The 18,147-nt window shown below is 64.7% G+C and carries 14 protein-coding genes; 2 read left to right on the plus strand and 12 right to left on the minus strand.

What is annotated here, in order from left to right:
- Positions 1-7: 7 nt before the first annotated feature.
- Positions 8-985 (minus strand): Bug family tripartite tricarboxylate transporter substrate binding protein, encoded by a 978-nt coding sequence (locus RHPLAN_RS32690; RefSeq protein ID WP_068027553.1) that lies wholly within the window; start codon positions 983-985, stop codon positions 8-10.
- Positions 986-1,126: 141 nt separating this feature from the next.
- On the opposite strand from RHPLAN_RS32690, the gene RHPLAN_RS32695 reads away from it, so the two are divergent.
- Complete coding sequence (locus RHPLAN_RS32695; protein ID WP_068027556.1) at positions 1,127-3,457, plus strand: xanthine dehydrogenase family protein molybdopterin-binding subunit; 2,331 nt, start codon at positions 1,127-1,129, stop codon at positions 3,455-3,457.
- Between the two features lie 200 nt (positions 3,458-3,657).
- On the opposite strand, the gene boxB is transcribed toward RHPLAN_RS32695, so the two are convergent.
- The 11 genes from boxB to RHPLAN_RS32750 form a co-directional block, all read right to left on the minus strand.
- Positions 3,658-5,109, minus strand: a complete 1,452-nt coding sequence (boxB, locus tag RHPLAN_RS32700; RefSeq protein WP_068032206.1) for a benzoyl-CoA 2,3-epoxidase subunit BoxB — start codon at positions 5,107-5,109, stop codon at positions 3,658-3,660.
- Between the two features lie 55 nt (positions 5,110-5,164).
- Positions 5,165-6,853: a 2,3-epoxybenzoyl-CoA dihydrolase gene (gene boxC / locus RHPLAN_RS32705; RefSeq protein WP_068027559.1), complete on the minus strand. Its 1,689-nt coding sequence runs from the start codon at positions 6,851-6,853 to the stop codon at positions 5,165-5,167.
- A 5-nt stretch (positions 6,854-6,858) separates the two neighbouring features.
- On the minus strand, positions 6,859-7,764 hold the full coding sequence (locus tag RHPLAN_RS32710) for a helix-turn-helix transcriptional regulator (RefSeq protein ID WP_068027562.1): 906 nt from the start codon (positions 7,762-7,764) through the stop codon (positions 6,859-6,861).
- Positions 7,765-7,893: 129 nt separating this feature from the next.
- Positions 7,894-8,715: an alpha/beta fold hydrolase gene (locus RHPLAN_RS32715; protein ID WP_068027565.1), complete on the minus strand. Its 822-nt coding sequence runs from the start codon at positions 8,713-8,715 to the stop codon at positions 7,894-7,896.
- Between the two features lie 117 nt (positions 8,716-8,832).
- Positions 8,833-9,807: a Bug family tripartite tricarboxylate transporter substrate binding protein gene (locus RHPLAN_RS32720; protein ID WP_068027568.1), complete on the minus strand. Its 975-nt coding sequence runs from the start codon at positions 9,805-9,807 to the stop codon at positions 8,833-8,835.
- Between the two features lie 117 nt (positions 9,808-9,924).
- Complete coding sequence (locus RHPLAN_RS32725; protein ID WP_068027571.1) at positions 9,925-10,638, minus strand: ABC transporter ATP-binding protein; 714 nt, start codon at positions 10,636-10,638, stop codon at positions 9,925-9,927.
- Positions 10,631-11,395 carry an ABC transporter ATP-binding protein gene (locus RHPLAN_RS32730; RefSeq protein ID WP_068027574.1) on the minus strand — a complete coding sequence of 255 codons (765 nt, stop codon included), beginning with the start codon at positions 11,393-11,395 and terminating at the stop codon, positions 10,631-10,633. Before RHPLAN_RS32730 ends, RHPLAN_RS32725 begins: the two co-directional genes overlap by 8 nt.
- Complete coding sequence (locus RHPLAN_RS32735) at positions 11,388-12,362, minus strand: branched-chain amino acid ABC transporter permease (RefSeq protein ID WP_068032208.1); 975 nt, start codon at positions 12,360-12,362, stop codon at positions 11,388-11,390. The genes RHPLAN_RS32730 and RHPLAN_RS32735 overlap by 8 nt, the downstream gene beginning before the upstream one ends.
- A 17-nt stretch (positions 12,363-12,379) precedes the next feature.
- Positions 12,380-13,297, minus strand: coding sequence for a branched-chain amino acid ABC transporter permease (locus RHPLAN_RS32740; RefSeq protein ID WP_068027577.1), 918 nt, complete (start codon positions 13,295-13,297; stop codon positions 12,380-12,382).
- Between the two features lie 393 nt (positions 13,298-13,690).
- Positions 13,691-14,866, minus strand: a complete 1,176-nt coding sequence (locus RHPLAN_RS32745) for an ABC transporter substrate-binding protein (protein WP_068027581.1) — start codon at positions 14,864-14,866, stop codon at positions 13,691-13,693.
- A 39-nt stretch (positions 14,867-14,905) separates the two neighbouring features.
- A complete protein-coding gene (locus RHPLAN_RS32750) occupies positions 14,906-16,495 on the minus strand; it encodes a benzoate-CoA ligase family protein (RefSeq protein ID WP_068027584.1) in 1,590 nt (529 codons plus the stop codon).
- A 444-nt stretch (positions 16,496-16,939) separates the two neighbouring features.
- Between RHPLAN_RS32750 and RHPLAN_RS32760 the strand changes: the two genes are divergently transcribed.
- The gene (locus RHPLAN_RS32760; protein ID WP_068027590.1) at positions 16,940-18,112 is read left to right on the plus strand and encodes a cobalamin-independent methionine synthase II family protein; all 1,173 of its coding nucleotides are present in this window, start codon (positions 16,940-16,942) and stop codon (positions 18,110-18,112) included.
- Positions 18,113-18,147 lie beyond the last annotated feature (35 nt).

The raw sequence follows: 18,147 nt of genomic DNA on the forward strand, positions 1-18,147 counted from the left end.
CCTTTTGTTACTGCGGTTCGATGCCGGCGTCCTTGACCACCTTGGCCCACTTCTCGATCTCGGCCGGGATGAACTTCTGGAGTTCGTCCGGCGTGCTGGTGAGCGGCGTGATCGCCACGGCGTTGAGCCGGTCTTGCACCTCGGGACGCTTGAGATAAGGCATCAGCACGCCGTTGATCTTGTCGATGATCGGCCGCGGCGTGCCGGCACGCGTCACCACCGAGAACCAGCCGGTCGCGGCAAAGCCCGGCAGCCCCGCTTCGGCGATGGTCGGGATCTCGGGCATTGCCTTGATCCGCGTCGCCGAGGTGACGCCATAAACCTTCACCTTGCCTTCCTGAATGGCGCCCATCGCCACCGCGAGGTCGACCATCATCATGGGAATCTGGCCTGAGATGACGTCGGTCATCGCCGGCACGCTGCCGCGATATGGCACATGCTGCGCCTTGGCGCCGATCTGCTTGAGGAACATCTCCATGAACAGATGGTGCGGCGTCGACGCGCCCGAGGTGCCGTAGGACATCTGGCCGTTCTTGCTCTTGATCAGCTTGATCAGATCCGGAAGCGTCGGCGCGTCGAGTTTGGGATTGGCGATCAGCGCGAACTGTGCCGAACCGACCAGTCCGATCGGCGCGAAGTCTCTCACGGTGTCGTAGGGCAACGACTTGAACACGCTCGGCCCGATCGCGAGCGTGGTGATCGGCGCGAGAAACAGCGTATAGCCGTCGGGTGCGCTTTTTGCAGTTGCGTTGGCGGCAAGTTGACTGCCGGCGCCGGGCCGGTTGTCGACGATCACCGGCTTGCCGAGCTTTTCCTGAAGCTCCTGCGCCAGGAGCCGCGTCAGAAGGTCGGTGCCGCCACCGGCCGGAAACGGACAGAGAAAGGTGACGTTACGGGTCGGATAGTCGTCAGGCTGAGCCCGAACGCGATCCACGCTCGCTGCCGCAATGAAGCCCAACAGCAAAGCGGTCGCGGCCGCGCGCATGGTGTTCCCTTTCCCGCGCGGCCATCGTTTGCGGTTTGACCGCTTCCGGCGATGTTATGCGATGACGCTCGCCTGCATCAACCGCAGGATGACGGATCGCGTGCAGGCTGGTTAAACTGGCGCGTTTCGCTGGAGCACTCCATGGGTCAATTCTCGATCGGTCAATCGGTGCGGCGTCGCGAGGACCCTCGCCTGCTTAGGGGCCGGGGCCGCTACTACGACGATCTCAAGCTCGCCGATCAACTTCATGCCGCGATCCTGCGCTCGCCGCACGCCCATGCCGACATCCGCGGTATCGATGTGCGCGCGGCCCTGCAGATGCCCGGCGTCCATGCGGTGCTGACCGGCAGGGACTACGAGGCCGACAAGCTCGGCACGATGCCGACCATGGCGCCTTATAAGAAGCGCGACGGCGGCCCGATGTATCTGCCGCACCGGCCCGCGATTGCGATCAGCCGCGCCATGCATGTCGGCTACCCCGTGGCAGTCGTAGTCGCCGACACGCTCGACCAGGCGCGTGACGCCGCCGAGCGCGTCGAGGTCGACTATGCGCCGCGGCCCGCGGTGGTGAACGCCCGCGACGCGTTCCAGCCCGGCGCACCGCAGCTTTATGACGATTGCCCCAACAACGAAGCCTATTTCTATCAGGCGGGCAACAAGGCCGCGGTCGACGAGGCTTTCGCCCGCGCCGCGCATGTGGTCGAACAGCACCTTGTCATCAATCGCGTGACCGCGAACACCATGGAGCCGCGCGGTGTCACCGGCGAATACGATTCCGGCACCGGCCGCTACACGGTGCAATTCGGCTTCCAGCGGCCCTGGCTGTTCCGCAACGCCATCGCCGAAACCACGCTGAAAATCTCTGAGAGCCAGCTCCGGCTCATCACCGGCGACATCGGCGGCTCCTACGGCCTGCGCGGCTCGGTCTATCCCGAGATCATCCTGATGCTCTGGGCGGCGCGGCGCGTCGGCCGGCCGGTGAAATGGCTCGCCACCCGCAACGAGGCGCACATCAGCGACGACGACGCCCGCGACAACATCGTCGATGCGGCGCTGGCGCTCGACCGGGACGGCAAGTTCCTCGCGGTGCGCATCCGCAGCTTCGGCAATCTCGGCGCCTTCGTGTCGTTTCGCGGCGCGCTGCCGCCGGTGGTCAACATCGGCACGGTGTGCGGCGTCTACACGACGCCCGCGGCGCATGTCGCGATCTCAGGCATGCTGACCAACACGCACTGCACCTCGCCTTATCGCGGCGCCGGCCGGCCCGAGGCGTCCTACATGATTGAGCGGCTGATCGACATCGCGGCCGACGAGATGAAAATCGATCCGGCGGAGCTGCGCCGCCGCAACACCATTCCGCCGCAGGCGATGCCCTACAAGACGCCGCTCACCTTCACCTATGACAGCGGCCGCTTCGAGGAGAACATGGACCGGGCGATGAAGCTCGGCGACTGGACCGGCTTCGAGGCGCGGCGCAAGGAATCGGCCAGGCGCGGGCTCCTTCGCGGCATCGGCATCTCCAACACCATCGAACAGGCGGCTGATCCCACTTACGAGACCGCGGAAATCCGCTTCGATCCGCTCGGCGGCATGACCTTCGTGACCGGCTCGATCTCGCACGGCCAGGGCCACGCCACGATCCAGACGCAGATCCTGGTCGATCGCCTGGGCGTCGATCCGGACGCCATCAAGTTCGTGCAGGGCGACACCGAAGCGGTCGCCTTCGGCATGGGCACCGGCGGCTCGCGCTCGACGACCATGAGCGGCGGCGCCATCGTCATGGTCGCCGACAAGATCATCTCCAAAGCGAAGAAGCTTGCGGCGCACCTGCTGGAGGCCTCCGAAGGCGACATGGAGTTCAAGGACGGCCGCTTCGGGATCGCCGGCACCGACCGCGGCATCGGCATTCATGACGTCGCCAAGGCGGCGTTCAAGGTGGACAAGCTGCCGCCCGGCATGGAGCCCGGCCTCTACGAGACCGCGACCTATCGGGCGACGAGCGGCAACTTCCCGAACGGCGCCCATGTCTGCGAGGTCGAGATCGATCCGGAGACCGGCGTCACCGACGTGGTGCGCTACAGCGTGGTCGACGACGTCGGCACCGTGATCAATCCGATGCTGGTGAAGGGCCAGATCATGGGCGGCATCGCCCAGGGCCTCGGCCAGGTGCTGATGGAAGACAAGGCCTACGACCCGCAGACCGGCCAGGTGATCTCCGGCTCGTTCATGGACTACGCCATGCCGCGCGCCGAGGACTTCTGCCTGCTGGTGGTCGAGGACAATCCGGTGCCGACGCCGACCAATCCGCTCGGCGTCAAGGGCGCGGGCGAGGCCGGCACCGTCGGCTCACTGTCGGCTGGCGTGAACGCGATCGTCGACGCGCTGTCGGGCTTCGGCATCCGCCACATCGACACGCCCTGCACACCGTTCCGGGTGTGGCAGGCGATTCAAGAAGCGAAGCGGGGCAGCTAGAGCTTCCCTGCTGAATTAAGGCATGCCCGCGCAACAGGCACACTGTCACCCGCGGGCTTGACCCGCGGGTCCATGACCAAGGTTCGACAATCGAGGTCTTACGTAAGGCTGCCTTGAGCGGCGCCCGCTCATGGATCGCCGGGTCAAGCCCGGCGATGACACCGCCGTTGTGGCCCGCGCGCGGAGAACGGGCCCCGCCGCTACGCCACCATCTTCACATACTCGAAATTGCCCGGCCGGTTGTCGATGCCGACCTTGGGCGGCGAGATCCACGACGCGAACCGACCGGGCTCGGCGACCGGCTGCATCAGCGAGGTGATGAAGTCCCCGTCTGCAGCCGACGGCAGCCAGTCGTCCTTCTGTTTCGCCCACGTCGCATCGTCGATCAGCACGCCCTTCGGCGTCGCATGCACGTCCTTGAATTCGCCGATGTCGCGGTGGAACGCGACATGCGGCAGCGCAAGCCGGAACGACACACCGGTGCGTTCGATGATCTTGTTGAAGCGCTCGATGCCCTTGGCGCAGTCGTGGGTGTAATCGTCGCGCAGCCGCATGTTGAGCGCCGTCAGCGCCGGCTCGTCGACCAGCTTGATCTCGCCGTTGACGAACTTCAGCACCGGATAGACGTCATTCTCGAGCTTGTGGTCGTCCTGAATCGCGGTCTCGCGGAAGCGGCCCTTCAGCCCCGCGTTGAACGCATTGGCCGCGTTGGTCGAGACCTCCGAGCCGAACAGATCGAGCGACAGCGTGTAGTGCAGGTTGAGCTTCTTCTGGATGGTCGGAAGATCGATGACACCGAGCTTCCTCACCTTCTCGATTTCGTTGGGATCCTCGATGCCCGCCGCCTTCATCGCCTCGCAGGTGCGCTGCACTACGCGGCCGATGCCGGTCTCGCCGACGAACATGTGATGCGCTTCCTCGGTCAGCATGAAGCGGCAGGTGCGCGACAGCGGATCGAAGCCCGATTGCGCGAGGCTTTCGAGCTGCATCTTGCCGTCGCGGTCGGTGAAGAAGGTGAACATGAACAGCGACAGCCAGTCCGGCGTCGCCTCGTTGAAAGCGCCGAGCATGCGCGGCGCGTCAGAGCTGCCGGAGCGGCGACGCAGCATGTCATCCGCCTCGTCTCGCCCATCGCGGCCGAAATACTTGTGCAGCAGATAGACCATCGCCCAGAGATGACGGCCCTCTTCGACGTTGATCTGGAACAGGTTGCGCATGTCGTAGAGCGACGGCGCGGTCTTGCCGAGATGACGCTGCTGCTCGACCGACGCGGGCTCGGTGTCGCCCTGGATCACGACGAGCCGGCGCAGCATGGCGCGGTACTCGCCCGGCACCTCCTGCCATACATCCTGGCCCATATGTGCGCCGAACGACACCTTGCGGCCTTCTTCATGCGGCGCCAGCAGGATGCCCCAGCGGTACTCCGGCATCTTCACGTAGTCGAACTTGGCCCAGCCCTTCGGATCGACCGACACCGCGGTGCGCAGATAGACCAGCGACTCCTGGAAGCCCTCCGGCCCCATGTTCTGCCACCAGTCGATATAGCCCGGGTGCCAGCCTTCGAGCGCTTTGAGCACCCGGCGATCCTCGGTGAGGTTGACGTTGTTCGGGATCTTCTCGCGGTAGTCCACGTTGATGATGTCGCTGGTCATCGCACGCTCCTCTGGTTCGGCAGTCATGGCCTAAGGTCTTGGCCGAACGTTGTCGTTAAACTCGTTTCATATCGAACACGGCCTTCTGGCCGGTGCCGTAGCGGCGCAGCGCACCCTCTTCGCCGATGGCGTTGGGACGCTGGAAGATCCAGTTCTGCCAGGCGGTGAGGCGCGCGAAGATTTTCGATTCCATCGTTTCGGGCCCACCGAAGCGCAGGTTCGCTTCCATGCCAGTGAGACCGTCTGGCGAGAAGCTCGCGCGCTCCTCGAAGAACATGCGGATCTCGTCCTCCCAATCGATGTCGTCGAGCGCGAAGGTGACGAGGCCCAGCTCTTCGGCGGCTTCGGCGTCGAGCTCACGGCCGATGGCCTGCTTGGCGTGCTCCAGCGACTCCGGCTCGCCGAGAAACCGCGTGGCGAGCCGCGTCAGGCCGTTGCTCATGATGAGGCCCGCGAAGTTCGCGTCGCCCAGCATGATCGCGGCCGGCGGGCGGTTGTCGCCCTCCATGCGGCCGATCAGCATGTAGGAGCGGTCCGACGCAAAGATCAGCTCGGCGAGCGTTCCGGCAAAGCACGAACCCGGCTCGACCAGCGTCACCAGCGAGCGCGACGTCAGATCGACGCGCTTGAGGACACGCTTCCACTTCAGAGTGATTTCGCGGGCGAGCCAGTGCTTCGCATTTTTCGCCAGGAAGGCGTCGTATTCCAGCACGAGCTTCGGATCGCCCTCGGACTTGAACACGATCACCGCGATTTCGAGCTCGTTGGCCCGGATATCGAGGATCGCATCATCAAGCTCGCGGGCGAGCCGCAGCGGCCAGAACTCAGCGCCCTGCTTGATCATCTCATCGACGGATACGGGCGGCGGCGCATCGGGCCCGCGCAGCGTGATGGTGGCGAGCCGCGCCCCACGGTCGAATTCGACTGACACAGCGCTGTATTCCGCACCGTCGGCCGTGCGCATGCGCTTCAGCGGCACAAGGGCGATGCCTTTCGCATCGGCCGGCCGGTCGGACTTGCCAGCAAACTGGCGGGCGCGCTCTTTCACCGCGTCTTCGAGCTTGCTGTTCGGCACCACCTCATCGACCAGGCGCCAGTCGGCCGCGCGCTTGCCCTTGATGCCTTCCTCGGTTGTGCAGAACACATCGGCATGATCGCGGCGCACCTTGCGCTTGTCGGTGACGCGGGTCAGCCCGCCGGTGCCGGGCAGCACCGCGAGCAGCGGCAGTTCGGGCAGCGACACGGTCGAGGAGCCGTCGTCGGTCAGGATGATATGATCGGCGGCAAGCGCCAGCTCATAGCCGCCGCCGGCGCACGAGCCGGTGACCACGCAAATGGTCTTCTGGCCGGAAAACTCGCTCGCGTCCTCGATGCTGTTGCGGGTCTCGTTGGTGAACTTGCAGAAGTTGACCTTGTGAGCATGCGTCGCGCCGGCGAGCATGCGGATGTTGGCGCCGGCGCAGAACACCCGTGGCTTGCCGGAGCGCAGCAGCACGACCTTCACCTCCGGATGCTCGAAACGCAGCCGCTCCAGCGCATCCGCGAGTTCGATGTCGACGCCGAGATCGTAGGAGTTGAGCTTGAGCTGATAGCCCTCGAACAGCGGCGCGTTCTCATCGACGTCCATGGTCAACGTCGCGACATCGCCTTCGGTCGCGAGCTTCCAATGGTGATAACGGGACGGCTCGGTGGCGAAATCAATCCGATCGTGGCCGTTCGAGAGCTTCCGTTCAGTGTCAGCCATAGCACTTAGCCTTTCATCCACGGCGCGACGAGCTTCGAAAGCTTGGCGAAGCTCTGCTGAATGGTTGCGCCCGACGTATCGAGATTGAGCTCGGCGCGCGCGTAGTCAGCGCGACGCGATTCGAGAATGGAGTGGAGGTCGGCCATGGCCTCGCGGTTCTTGGCCATCGGCCGGAAGTCGCCCTGCTTCATCACGCGGCCCATGTGCTCCTCGGGCTGCGCGCTGATCCAAACCGTATGGGTGCGGCGCAGGAGCAGGCCGTAGGTCTCCGGATTGGAGACGATGCCGCCCGCGGTCGCGATCACCGCGCTTTCATTCTCAGCGATGGCGCGCTCGAGGCAGGCGCGCTCATAGCGGCGGAAAGTCGCGATGCCGGACATCTCGATGAGCAGCGGCACGGTCGCGCCGTACTCCTGCTCGACCTTGCGATTGAGCTCGATGAACGGCACGCCAAGCTTCTCGGCGAGAAGCTTGCCGAGCGTCGATTTGCCGGCGCCGCGCAGGCCAACGAGCCCGATGCGGCGGCCACGGTCGGCCGCCGCGATATGCGCGATCTGCCGTTCGATGCTGTCGGCGACGACGGCGAGGTCGCTCGGCGGCACGCGGCCGAGCAGATCGATGATCCGCGCATAGGGCGCCGCCACGCCGCCGGTCTGCGGCAGCAATTCGAACATCGGCATCTCGAGCGCGTCGGCGATGGCGCGCAGCACCAGCACCGAGGGATTGCCGGCGCCGCTTTCGATCTGCGCGAGATAGCGCTCCGAAGTGCCCGAAGCTTGCGCGAGCAGACGGCGTGACAGGCCACGCTTGGCACGGCCGAGTCGCACCATACGGCCGATCTCAGCCGCGAAGGCGGCATCGGCCCGACTGGACGCATCAGCAATGTCGCGGGCTTCAAAGGTGCTGGCCATGGCCTTCCCTGATCTGTTCATGCATTATAATTCATGATCCATAATGCAGGCAATGGGCTGGCAGACAAAAACCAGCCAGCCCGCGCACCCAAGGGGACGCCGGCCCAATCGTCGAATTGTGGAATAAAATCAGCGCACTACGGCCGCCAGCGCGCCTTCATGCTCGCGCAACACCCGGCCGCCGAACGCGGCAATCGCTTTCAGCGTCTGCTCCGTCGCCTCGCGATGGGGCACGTGCTTGATGCCGGGCATCAGCAGCACGTCGACCGGACAGTAGCACTCCTCCCGCGCGATCTCGATCTGCCGCACGGTGCCGTAATGATCATCGTGGCCCTGGATGATCAGCACCGGCACACGGATATAGGCGAGCACATCGGTGATGTCCCAGGCGTGGAAATCGTTCTTGAGCCACACGTCGGTCCAGCCGCGCACCGTCGCGTCCGCATCGGCGTGCCAGCGCTGGAAGCGCTGGCGCACGTCGGTGGTGTCGAAGGCCTGGCGGATTTCGCCGATCGACTGAATGGTCACGTCCTCGACGATGAAGTGCGGCGCCATCAGCACCAGACCGCGCACGCGGTGATCCTGCACCGCGCCCCCATAGATCGCGGCAACCGAAGCGCCGTCACTGTGGCCGACCAGCAGGCCCTGCCGGAAGCCGATGGCGTCGAGCAATCGCGGCAAAACTTGTTGCGCCTCGACGTGCATGAAGTCGAGCTTTCGAGGCAATTGCGCCGGGCTCGAATGACCGTAACCGATGCGCGAATAAGCGAACACGCCGAAGCCGGTCGCAGCGGCGAGTTTCCCCGGGAAATCGCCCCACATACCGGCGGAGCCCAGGCCCTCGTGCAACAGGATCAGCGTCGGCGCTTCGTCCGGTCGCGGGCCGGCCATGCGGTACTCGATCCGCAGCGGCGGCAGATCGATGAAGCCCTGGTCGGAAAGCATCGCCATGAGATGCAGTCATGACCGCGCAAAACCGAGAGGTCAATCGCCCGGCTGACACGAAAATGGCCTGACGCCTCGACTTAGCGCGTACTGGGAGCCTCAAGCCCCGGATTTCCCGGCACGTTACTCGATGTTGATATTGGCAGCCCGGATCGGCGCAGCCCATTTCTGGACGTCGCTCGCGACGAGCTTCGTCATGTAGTCGACCGAGGCCTGCTCTCCGGCCGGCGGCTCCGCACCGATCGAACGAAGCCGGTCCCGCACAGCCGGTGTCTGCATGGCCGTGACGGCGGCCTTGTTGAGCTTTTGCACGATCGCCGGCGGCGTCGCCTTCGGCAGGAACAGCGCGTTCCACGTCGAGGCGTCGAAATCCGGCAGCCCCTGCTCGGCGCTCGACGGAATGCCTGGCAGGAACGGCGAGCGCTCGGGCGCCAGCAATGCAAGCGGCTTGATGGTTTTGCCATCGAGCTGCGGCAACACCACCGCAACCACGGCGCACTGGTAATCGATCACGCCAGCGAGCAAGTCGGTCATCGCTTGCGCGGCGCCGCGATACGGAACGTGGATGATGTCGGCGCCGATGGCATTGTTGAACAGTGCGCAGGCGAGATGGCCCGCGGAGCCGGTGCCGGGCGAGCCGTATTTCAGGCTGTTCTGGTTGGCTTTCGCGTAGGCGATGAAATCCTGCAGATTGTTGACGGGTAGATCCTTGCGGGTGATCAGCACAAACGGCTGATCCGCAATCAGCACGACCGGCGCAAAATCCGACGGCTGATAAGGTGGATTCTTGTAGAGGAACTGATTTTGCGCGTGAGTTCCCGCTGTGCCAATCACCGACTGATAGCCATCGGGCGCAGCCTTGGCGACGCGCGCGCTGCCGATCATGCCGCCGCCTCCGGGGACGTTTTCGATGATCACCGGCTGGCCCAGCGATTCCGACATCTGCGGCGCGATGATGCGCCCGAGCACATCGGCGCCGGACCCTGGCCCGTATGGCACGACAATGGTCAACGGCCGTGTCGGCCAGTCCTGCGCTGCGGTTGGGACCGCGGACGCAACGAGCGCCGCGGCGACAAGAGCGGGCGTCATTTTCGACATGGCTGGCTCCTGATCTTCGTCAGGATGTGAGCAAGAGCCATGCCAAAGGATGCGAATACCCCGCGCGTTTTGCGCGACGTTGAGGCGCGATACGACCGGTGCAGGAATTTTGCGAGGCTAGATGCCGAGATACTGATGCTGCACGTCGGGCGCTGCGGCAAGCGCCGCTGAATTGCCGGACCACACCACCTTGCCGCGCTCGATGATGTAATGGCGGTCGGCGATGCGGGTCAGCGCCTCGACGTTCTTGTCGATCACCAGGATCGACTGACCGGCCGCCTTGAGCCGCGTCAGGCACGACCAGATCTCGGCACGAATGAGCGGCGCCAGGCCCTCGGTCGCCTCGTCGAGAATGAGCAATCGCGGATTGGTCATCAGCGCGCGGCCGATGGCGAGCATCTGCTGTTCGCCACCCGAGAGCAGATTGCCCATGTTCGACAGCCGCTCGCCGAGATGCGGAAAAAGCTCGAGCACCTTGTCGAGCGTCCAGGGGTCTGCAGCCTTGCCGAAATTCGCCGCGGTCGCGACCAGGTTCTCGCGCGTCGTCAGATTCGGGAAAATCTGCCGGCCCTCGGGCACGAGACCGATGCCGAGCTTGGCGACGCGGAACGACGGCAGGCCCGCGATCTCTTTTCCGCCGAAGCGGATCGAGCCGGCCATCGCCGGCGTCAACCCCATGATCGAGCGCACAGTCGTGGTCTTGCCCATGCCGTTGCGGCCCATCAAGGTCACCATCTCGCCGGGCGCGATGGCGAGCGAGATGCCGAACAACACCTGGCTCAAGCCGTAACGAGTCTCAATGTTGTCGACGGCAAGCAGCGGCTCAGACATGAGTCACCGCCTCCTGCTCGCCGAGATAGGCTTGCCGTACCTCGGCGTTGGCGCGGATCGAAGCCGGATCGCCCGAGGCGATGACGCGGCCGTAGACCAGCACGGTGATGCGGTCGGCGAGCGCGAACACTGCCTCCATGTCGTGCTCGATCAGGAGGATCGTCACGTCGCGCTTCAACTCGCGCAGCGTCTTCACCATCCGGCTCGACTCGTCTGGCCCGAGCCCCGCCATCGGCTCGTCGAGCAGCAGCATCCGCGGCTTGGTGGCGAGCGCCATCGCGAGCTCGATCTGGCGATGCTCGCCGTGGCTCATATTGACCACCTTGGAATCGGCGCGATGGCCGATGCCGACCCGATCGAGTGCCGCGCGCGCCGGTTCGCACAGCTCGGGCTCGCTGCATGCGTCGCGCCAGAACCGGAACGAATGGCCCGCATGGGCCTGGACCGCGAGCGTGACGTTCTGCAGCGCCGTGAAATTCGGAAACAGCGAGGTGATCTGGAACGAGCGGGCAAGCCCGATCAGGCTGCGGTCATGGACCCGCAGCGCCGTGATGTCGCGCCCGTCGAATTCGATGCGTCCGGCGTTCGGCACGAGTTCGCCGGCGAGCTGGCTGATCAGCGTGGTCTTGCCGGCGCCGTTCGGGCCGATGATGGCGTGCAGCTCTCCCCGCGCGACCTCGAAGCCGACATTGTCCGAGGCGACGATGCCGCCGAAGCGCTTGGTCAGGCCGTCGACCTTGAGCATCGCGTCAGCCACGGCGCAGCCCCGTCAGAATGCCGTCGATGCCGCCGCGCGCGTAGAGCGCGACCGCGAGCAGCATCGGCCCGAGAATCAGCCCCGGGAATTCGCCCAGATGAACTCCGCCGATTTCGGGGAGGCGCGACAGCCCCTCCTCCAGCAATAGGAACGCCACGGCGCCGATGACCGGACCGAACACAGTGCCCATGCCGCCCAGCACCGCCATCACCATCAGATCGCCGGAGCGAATCCAGCTCATCACCGAGGGATTGATGAAGTCGGTGTGGTTGGCGAGCAGCACGCCCGAGAGCCCGCAGAGCATGCCGGAGATGACGAAGCAGGTGAGCTTGTAGCGAAACGTCGGAAAGCCGATGGCGCCCATGCGCCGCTCGTTGGAGCGCGCGCCCTGGATCACCATGCCGAAGCGCGAATTGACCAGCCGCCAGACCAGATAGACGGCGGCGAGCAACAACGCGAAGCACAGGTAGTAGAACAACGTCTTGTTCGAGAGGTTGATGAAGCCACCGAATTCGCTGCGCTTGTAGATTGTCATGCCGTCGTCGCCGCCGTAGCGGTCGAGCGCGATCGCGATGTAATAGGCCATCTGCGCGAAGGCGAGCGTGATCATGATGAAGTAGACGCCGCGGGTGCGAAGGCACAGCGCGCCGACCACCAGCGCGAACAGACCGCACACGATGATCGCCACCGGCCATTGGATGAAGCCCGTGGTGATGCCTTCCTTGGCGAGGATGCCGAACGCATAGCCGCCGATGCCGAGATAGGCGGCATGGCCGAAGCTCACCATGCCGCCGAAGCCCATGATGAGGTTGAGGCTCACCGCCGCCATGCCGAGGATCAGGATGCGGGTGAACAGAGAAAGCAGGAACGCGTTGCCGATCATGGAGCTATAGACCGGCAGCAGCGCCAGCACGACGAGCAGCGCGGCAACGAAGACGTTGCGGGGCGTGAACCAGGACTTGGACATGGACCAGGACTTGGACATCATCGTCGGGCAGCCGGAAACAGCCCTTCGGGCCGGAACACCAGCACCACGGCCATGAGCAGGTAGATGATCATCGACGACAGCGCAGGCCCCGCCGAGGAGCCGGCGCTATAACTCACGAAGGTCCGCATCAGGTCGGGCAGGAAGGCGCGGCCGATGGTGTCGATCAGGCCCACGATGATCGCGGCGACAAAGGCGCCGCGGATCGAACCGATACCGCCGATGATGATCACCACGAAGGCCAGGATCAGGATGTTCTCGCCCATGCCGATCTGCACGGTGAGGATCGGCGCCTGCATCAGGCCGGCGAAGCCCGCCAGCGCAGCGCCGAGCCCGAACACCAGCGTGTAGAGCAGCTTGATGTTGACGCCGAGCGCGCCGACCATCTCACGGTTGGAGGCGCCGGCGCGAATGAGCATGCCGACCCGCGTCCGCATCACCAGGATATAGAGCAGGAATGCGACCACGAGCGTGGCCACGATGATCACAAGGCGATAGGCCGGATAGTAGACGCCGGGCAGCACCTGCACCGCCGTCAGCATCTCGCTCGGCAGCGGCAAGGTCATGCCGGCCGGGCCCCAGATCCAGCGCACGGCATCGTTGAAGAACAGGATCAGCCCGAAGGTGCCAAGCACGTGATCGAGATGGTCGCGGCCGTAGAGCTTTCGGATCGTGAGCACCTCGAGCGCCATGCCGACCAGAAGCGTCGCGACCAGCGCGAGCGCTGCGCCGGCGACGAAGCTTCCGGTCCACGCCGCAAAGGTCGCGGCGAAATAGGCGCCGATCATGTAGAGCGAGCCGTGCGCCAGATTGACCAGATCCATGATCCCGAAGATCAGCGTCAGGCCAGCGGCCAGCAGGAACAGCAGCATGCCCAGCTGGATGCCGTTCAGACACTGCTCGATGAAATACAGCATGATCCCCGCGGTATCGCCTTCGGCCGATCCCCCCGGCCCGACCTATTCCCCCGGCGCGCTTCGGCCCAGCCGCCGCTCACTTCATATCGCATTTTTCACGAGCGCGATCCGCGTCATTTGCGACAATCGCGGATGGCGTTGCCCATCGGCGGCGCAGCCGGGCCGCGGCCCAAGGGCTGGAAGCACTTCCCAGCCGGATTGGAGCACGCCCACACAACAGGCACACTGTCACCCGCGGGCTTGACCCGCGGGTCCATACGGTGGCGCAACGACGCACACTCTTACGACTGCCTTCGTCGAAGCCGCTCATGGATTGCCGGGTCACGGCGCTGAAGCGCCGGCCCGGCAATGACACCGCCGTCATGGCAAGCGGGCCCTCGTGGGGCCTGCGGCTCAGTTCGGCATCTTGCACTTGTCGTGGTGCTTGTCCTGGTCGTTTTCGACGATCGTCGCGACCGTCTTCAGGCGGTAGTCGTCGCCGTCCTTCACCACGTCCTGCAGATAGAAATTCTGGATCGGAATGTGGTTCGGGCCGAACTTGAAGCCGCCGCGTACCGACTTGAAATCGGCCTTTTCCATCGCCTTGCGCAGCGCATCCTTGTTGGCGGTGTCGCCCTTGGTGGCCTTCAGCGCGCTGTCGATCAGGTATGCCGCATCATAGGTCTGCGCGCCGTAGAACGACGGCGCAAGCTTGTACTTCGCCTTGTAGTCGGCGACGAACTTCTTGTTCTCCGCGTTCGGCAGGTCGTTGACCCACTCCTGTGCGCCTGGGATGCCGACCGCAAGGTCTTTCAGCCGCGGGATCGACAGCTCGTCGATGGTGAACGCCGTGTAGAGCGGGATCTGGCCCTTCAGGCCCGACTGCGCGTATTGCGTGACGAACTGCACGCCGGCGCCGCCCGGATAGAAGGCGAAGATCGCGTCGGGTTTCGCCGCGCGCGCCTTCGACAGTTCCGCCGAGAAGTCGAGTTGGTCCGGCCAACGGGTCAGCTCGCGGCCGATGATCTGGCCTTTGAAGGTCGCAGCCACGCCCTCGAGCATGTCCTTGCCGGCGGCGTAGTTCGGGCCGATCAGGAACGCGGTCTTGACGCCCTTCTGGTTCATGTAGAGGCCGACGGCCTGCGGCGTCTGGTCGTTGTTCCAGGAGGTCGAGAACACATAGGGCGAGCACTGCTCGCCAGCGATCTGAGAGGCGCCCGCATTGGTGACCACCGTCATGGTCTTGCTGTCGACCAGCGGCTTGAGCGAAGCGAGCAGCACGTTCGACCAGATGTAGCCGACCACGAAGTCGACCTTGTCGGACTCGATCAGCTTCTGGGTCTTCTGCACGCCGACGTCCGGCTTGGTCTGGTCGTCCTCGTAGATCACCTCGACCGGCAGGCCACCGAGCTTGCGGCCGAGATGATCGAGCGCCAGCTCGAACGAGTTGCGCATGTCGTTGCCGATCGCGGCCGGCGGGCCGCTGAAGGTCGAGATCAGACCGATCTTGATGGTCTTCTGCTGAGCCGCCGCCGGGTCGGCGGCAACAATCGCCGCGATCGCGCAGGCGGCAAGCAAAGTGCGTTTCATGACGAAAAACCCCTCCAGGTGAAACCTCTGGAGGTAAGATTAGCGCGGGCTGGCCTCACTGCGCAATTTGAAGCGCTGGATCTTTCCTGTTGCGGTCTTCGGCAAGTCTGTCCGGAACTCGATCCAACGCGGGTATTTGAAGGGCGCGAGCCGTGATTTGACGTGATCCTGGAGCACCCGCGACATCGCGTCACGAGCCGCAGCGTCTGCGACTTTGGTCTGATCCTTGAGCACCACGTAGGCCTTGGGCTTGATCAGCGTGTCGGCGTCCGGCCAGGCCACCACGGCCGCCTCGAGCACGTCCGGATGGGTGGCGAGCGCGCCCTCGACCTCGAAAGGCGACACGTAGAGTCCCGACACTTTCAGCATGTCGTCGCGCCGGCCGCAGTAGACGTAGTAGCCCTGCTCGTCCTGGAGATATTTGTCGCCGGAGCGCGTCCACTCGCCCATGAAGGTCAAGCGCGACTGCTCGCGGTTGTTCCAGTACATGATTGCGGACGTTGGTCCTCGGATCAGCAGTTCGCCGATCTCGCCCGGCTTCACCGGCGCGCCGTCGTCGCCGACGAGCTTGCAGTCGTAGCCCGGCACAGGCTTGCCGGTGGTGCCGTACTTCACGTCGCCCGCGCGGTTCGACAGGAAGATGTGCAGCATCTCGGTCGAGCCGATGCCGTCGAGAATGTCGACGCCGTAACGCTCGACCCAGCGCTGCCCCACATCCATCGGCAAGGCCTCGCCAGCGGAGACACAGCGGCGGAGCTTCAGTTCGGCGCGCTGCGGCGCATTCGTGTTCGCCAGGAACGCTGCATAGAACGTCGGCACGCCATAGAAAACCGTCACGGCGTGCTGGCGAAGGAGCGCCGTCACGCCATCGGGCGTCGGCCGGTCGGCGAGCAGAACCGTGCAGGCGCCGACCGACATCGGAAAGGTCAGCGCGTTGCCGAGGCCGTAGGCGAAGAACAGCTTCGCCACCGAATAGCAGACGTCGTTCTCGGCGATGCCGACGAACGGCCCGCCATAGAGATCGTCGGTGAGCTTGAGGTCGGCGTGCACATGCACCGCGCCCTTCGGCTTGCCGGTCGAGCCCGAGGTGTAGAGCCAGAACGCGATGTCGTCGCAGGCTGTCGGCGCGGTCTCGGTGCTGGGCTTCGCATTGTCGATCAACGCTTCAAACGATTGGCGGCCATGCGCGTTGTCGCCCGAGACGATGACGTGGTGGAGGTCCGGAGTTTCTTCGATCAGCTTCTGAAAACGCGGATAGAGCGCGTCCGACACCACGAGCACGCGCGCGCGGCTGTCGGCCAGCATGTAGCGGTAGTCGTCCTCGGTCATCAGCGTGTTGACCGGCACAGCGACGACGCCAGCCTTGAGGCAACCGAGAAACGCGGTCGGCCAGTCGATGGTGTCGAGCAGGCAGATCAGCACCCGCTCCTCGCGGCGGACGCCGAGCGAGTTCAGCAGACCCGCAAACTTCGCCACCCGCTCGGCCAGTTGGCCATAGGTCCAGGCGCCGCGTGAATCGATGAAGGCGGCCTTGTTGCCCCGGCCGGCGTTGAGGTTGCGCGCGAGGATGTCGGCGGCGAAATTGTATTGGCGCGGAATCGGAGTCACCGCGTTGGCCGCCGACGTCATGCGTTTCCTCTCAAGCCTTTGTCCGTTTGTTGGGCAGGATTATGCAGGCACGCCCGAGGGGCCGCAATGCGACGGACGGCGGATGCCCGCACTAGCGAAACGGCTTCGGCGCGCTGTTGGTTTTCGCGGGATCATTGCGCTGCGGGGCTTCCGGCGGCCGCGCAGGCGGCACGCAGGCGCCATCCACGTTCACAAAACCCGGATCGCAGAAGCACTGCGCGGTACGCAAGTTTCCCGGAATAGCGACCGCTTCCGGATGCGAGTTCGGCGGGCAGCGCTGCGCCGATGCAGATGCGCTTGCAGCGATGATCAACGCTGCACAGAGAACCGAACGGATGAACAGACGGGCCATTGCCCACCACATTGATCGCCACCGTTATCGCCACTCTTGCAGATATCGTAGCAGGAGTGACAGAACAGTGCGCCTGACGGGAGTACACGATCATGATCACGAGCCGGGACCGCATCCTCACCACCCATGTCGGCAGCTTGCCGCGCAACGAAAAGCTGTCGGACCTGCTGATGGCGCAGGACGAAGGCAAGCCCGTCGACGCCAAGGTCATGGCCGGCGAGATGGACAACGCGGTGCGCCATGTGGTGAAGGCGCAGATGGAAGCCGGCATCGACGTCGGCAATGACGGCGAGCAGGGCCGGGTCGGCTTCCAGACCTATGTGCCGCAGCGCATGTCCGGCTTCGCCGGCGTGTCGAAGCGCCGCCGTGGCCTCGAGTTCGAGGAATTTCCCGAGCTGCTCGCCTACCTGATGCGCCGCTTCCCGAACCCGACCAAGAGCCAGCAGGGGGCGCCCGAAGCACAGGCCGACATCAAGTATGTCGACCTCAAGCCGATCACCGACGAGACCGCGCGCTTCAACAAAATCGCCAGCGAGCTTGGCGCGTTCTCCGAGCGCTTCATGACCGCGGCCTCGCCCGGCATCATCTCGACCACGATGCTGAACGCTCACTACGAATCGCACGACGCCTATCTCGACGCCATCGCGCGCGAGATGAGCAAGGAATACCAGGCGGTGCACAAGGCCGGGCTGATCCTGCAGATCGATGCGCCCGATCTCGCGATGGATCGCACCATGATGTACCGCGATCTTTCCGACAGCGAGTTCGTCAAACGCTGCGAGCGCCACGTCGCCACCATCAACAAGGGCATCGAGGGCATTCCGCGCGACCGCGTTCGGCTCCATGTCTGCTACGGAAACTGGGAAGGTCCGCACATCCACGACATCCCGCTGGAGAAGATCCTGCCGGCGCTCTACACCGCCGATGTCGGCGCGCTGTCGATCGAGTTCTCCAACCCGCGCCACGCCCACGAATATTCGGCGCTGAAGAAGCACAAGCTGCCGCCACACATGCTGCTCATTCCGGGTGTGGTCGAAACCACGTCGAACTTCGTCGAGCATCCCGAGGTGGTGGCCCGGCGGATCGAGGAGGCGGTGTCGGTGGTCGGCGACCGCGAGCGCGTGATCGCCTCGACCGACTGCGGCTTCGGCACCTTCACCAAGCGCGAATGGGTGATCGAGCCGGTGGTCTGGCTGAAGCTCAAGTCGTTGCGCGAGGGTGCGGACATTGCGTCGCAGCGGCTGTGGGGCAAGAAGGTTGCCTAGACGGCACCGGCGGTCCGGCTTACAACGCCAAAAAA

The sequence above is a fragment of the Rhodoplanes sp. Z2-YC6860 genome (assembly GCF_001579845.1).
Taxonomy (GTDB): Bacteria; Pseudomonadota; Alphaproteobacteria; order Rhizobiales; family Xanthobacteraceae; genus Z2-YC6860.

What these genes read in the sequence shown, in the direction of transcription:
- RHPLAN_RS32690 (WP_068027553.1), bottom strand. Translation starts at nt 985, where the DNA reads ATGCGCGCGGCCGCGACCGCTTTGCTGTTGGGCTTCATTGCGGCAGCG.
- RHPLAN_RS32695 (WP_068027556.1), top strand. Translation starts at nt 1,127, where the DNA reads ATGGGTCAATTCTCGATCGGTCAATCGGTGCGGCGTCGCGAGGACCCT.
- boxB (WP_068032206.1), bottom strand. Translation starts at nt 5,109, where the DNA reads ATGACCAGCGACATCATCAACGTGGACTACCGCGAGAAGATCCCGAAC.
- boxC (WP_068027559.1), bottom strand. Translation starts at nt 6,853, where the DNA reads ATGGCTGACACTGAACGGAAGCTCTCGAACGGCCACGATCGGATTGAT.
- RHPLAN_RS32710 (WP_068027562.1), bottom strand. Translation starts at nt 7,764, where the DNA reads ATGGCCAGCACCTTTGAAGCCCGCGACATTGCTGATGCGTCCAGTCGG.
- RHPLAN_RS32715 (WP_068027565.1), bottom strand. Translation starts at nt 8,715, where the DNA reads ATGGCGATGCTTTCCGACCAGGGCTTCATCGATCTGCCGCCGCTGCGG.
- RHPLAN_RS32720 (WP_068027568.1), bottom strand. Translation starts at nt 9,807, where the DNA reads ATGTCGAAAATGACGCCCGCTCTTGTCGCCGCGGCGCTCGTTGCGTCC.
- RHPLAN_RS32725 (WP_068027571.1), bottom strand. Translation starts at nt 10,638, where the DNA reads ATGTCTGAGCCGCTGCTTGCCGTCGACAACATTGAGACTCGTTACGGC.
- RHPLAN_RS32735 (WP_068032208.1), bottom strand. Translation starts at nt 12,362, where the DNA reads ATGTCCAAGTCCTGGTTCACGCCCCGCAACGTCTTCGTTGCCGCGCTG.
- RHPLAN_RS32740 (WP_068027577.1), bottom strand. Translation starts at nt 13,297, where the DNA reads ATGCTGTATTTCATCGAGCAGTGTCTGAACGGCATCCAGCTGGGCATG.
- RHPLAN_RS32745 (WP_068027581.1), bottom strand. Translation starts at nt 14,866, where the DNA reads ATGAAACGCACTTTGCTTGCCGCCTGCGCGATCGCGGCGATTGTTGCC.
- RHPLAN_RS32750 (WP_068027584.1), bottom strand. Translation starts at nt 16,495, where the DNA reads ATGACGTCGGCGGCCAACGCGGTGACTCCGATTCCGCGCCAATACAAT.
- RHPLAN_RS32760 (WP_068027590.1), top strand. Translation starts at nt 16,940, where the DNA reads ATGATCACGAGCCGGGACCGCATCCTCACCACCCATGTCGGCAGCTTG.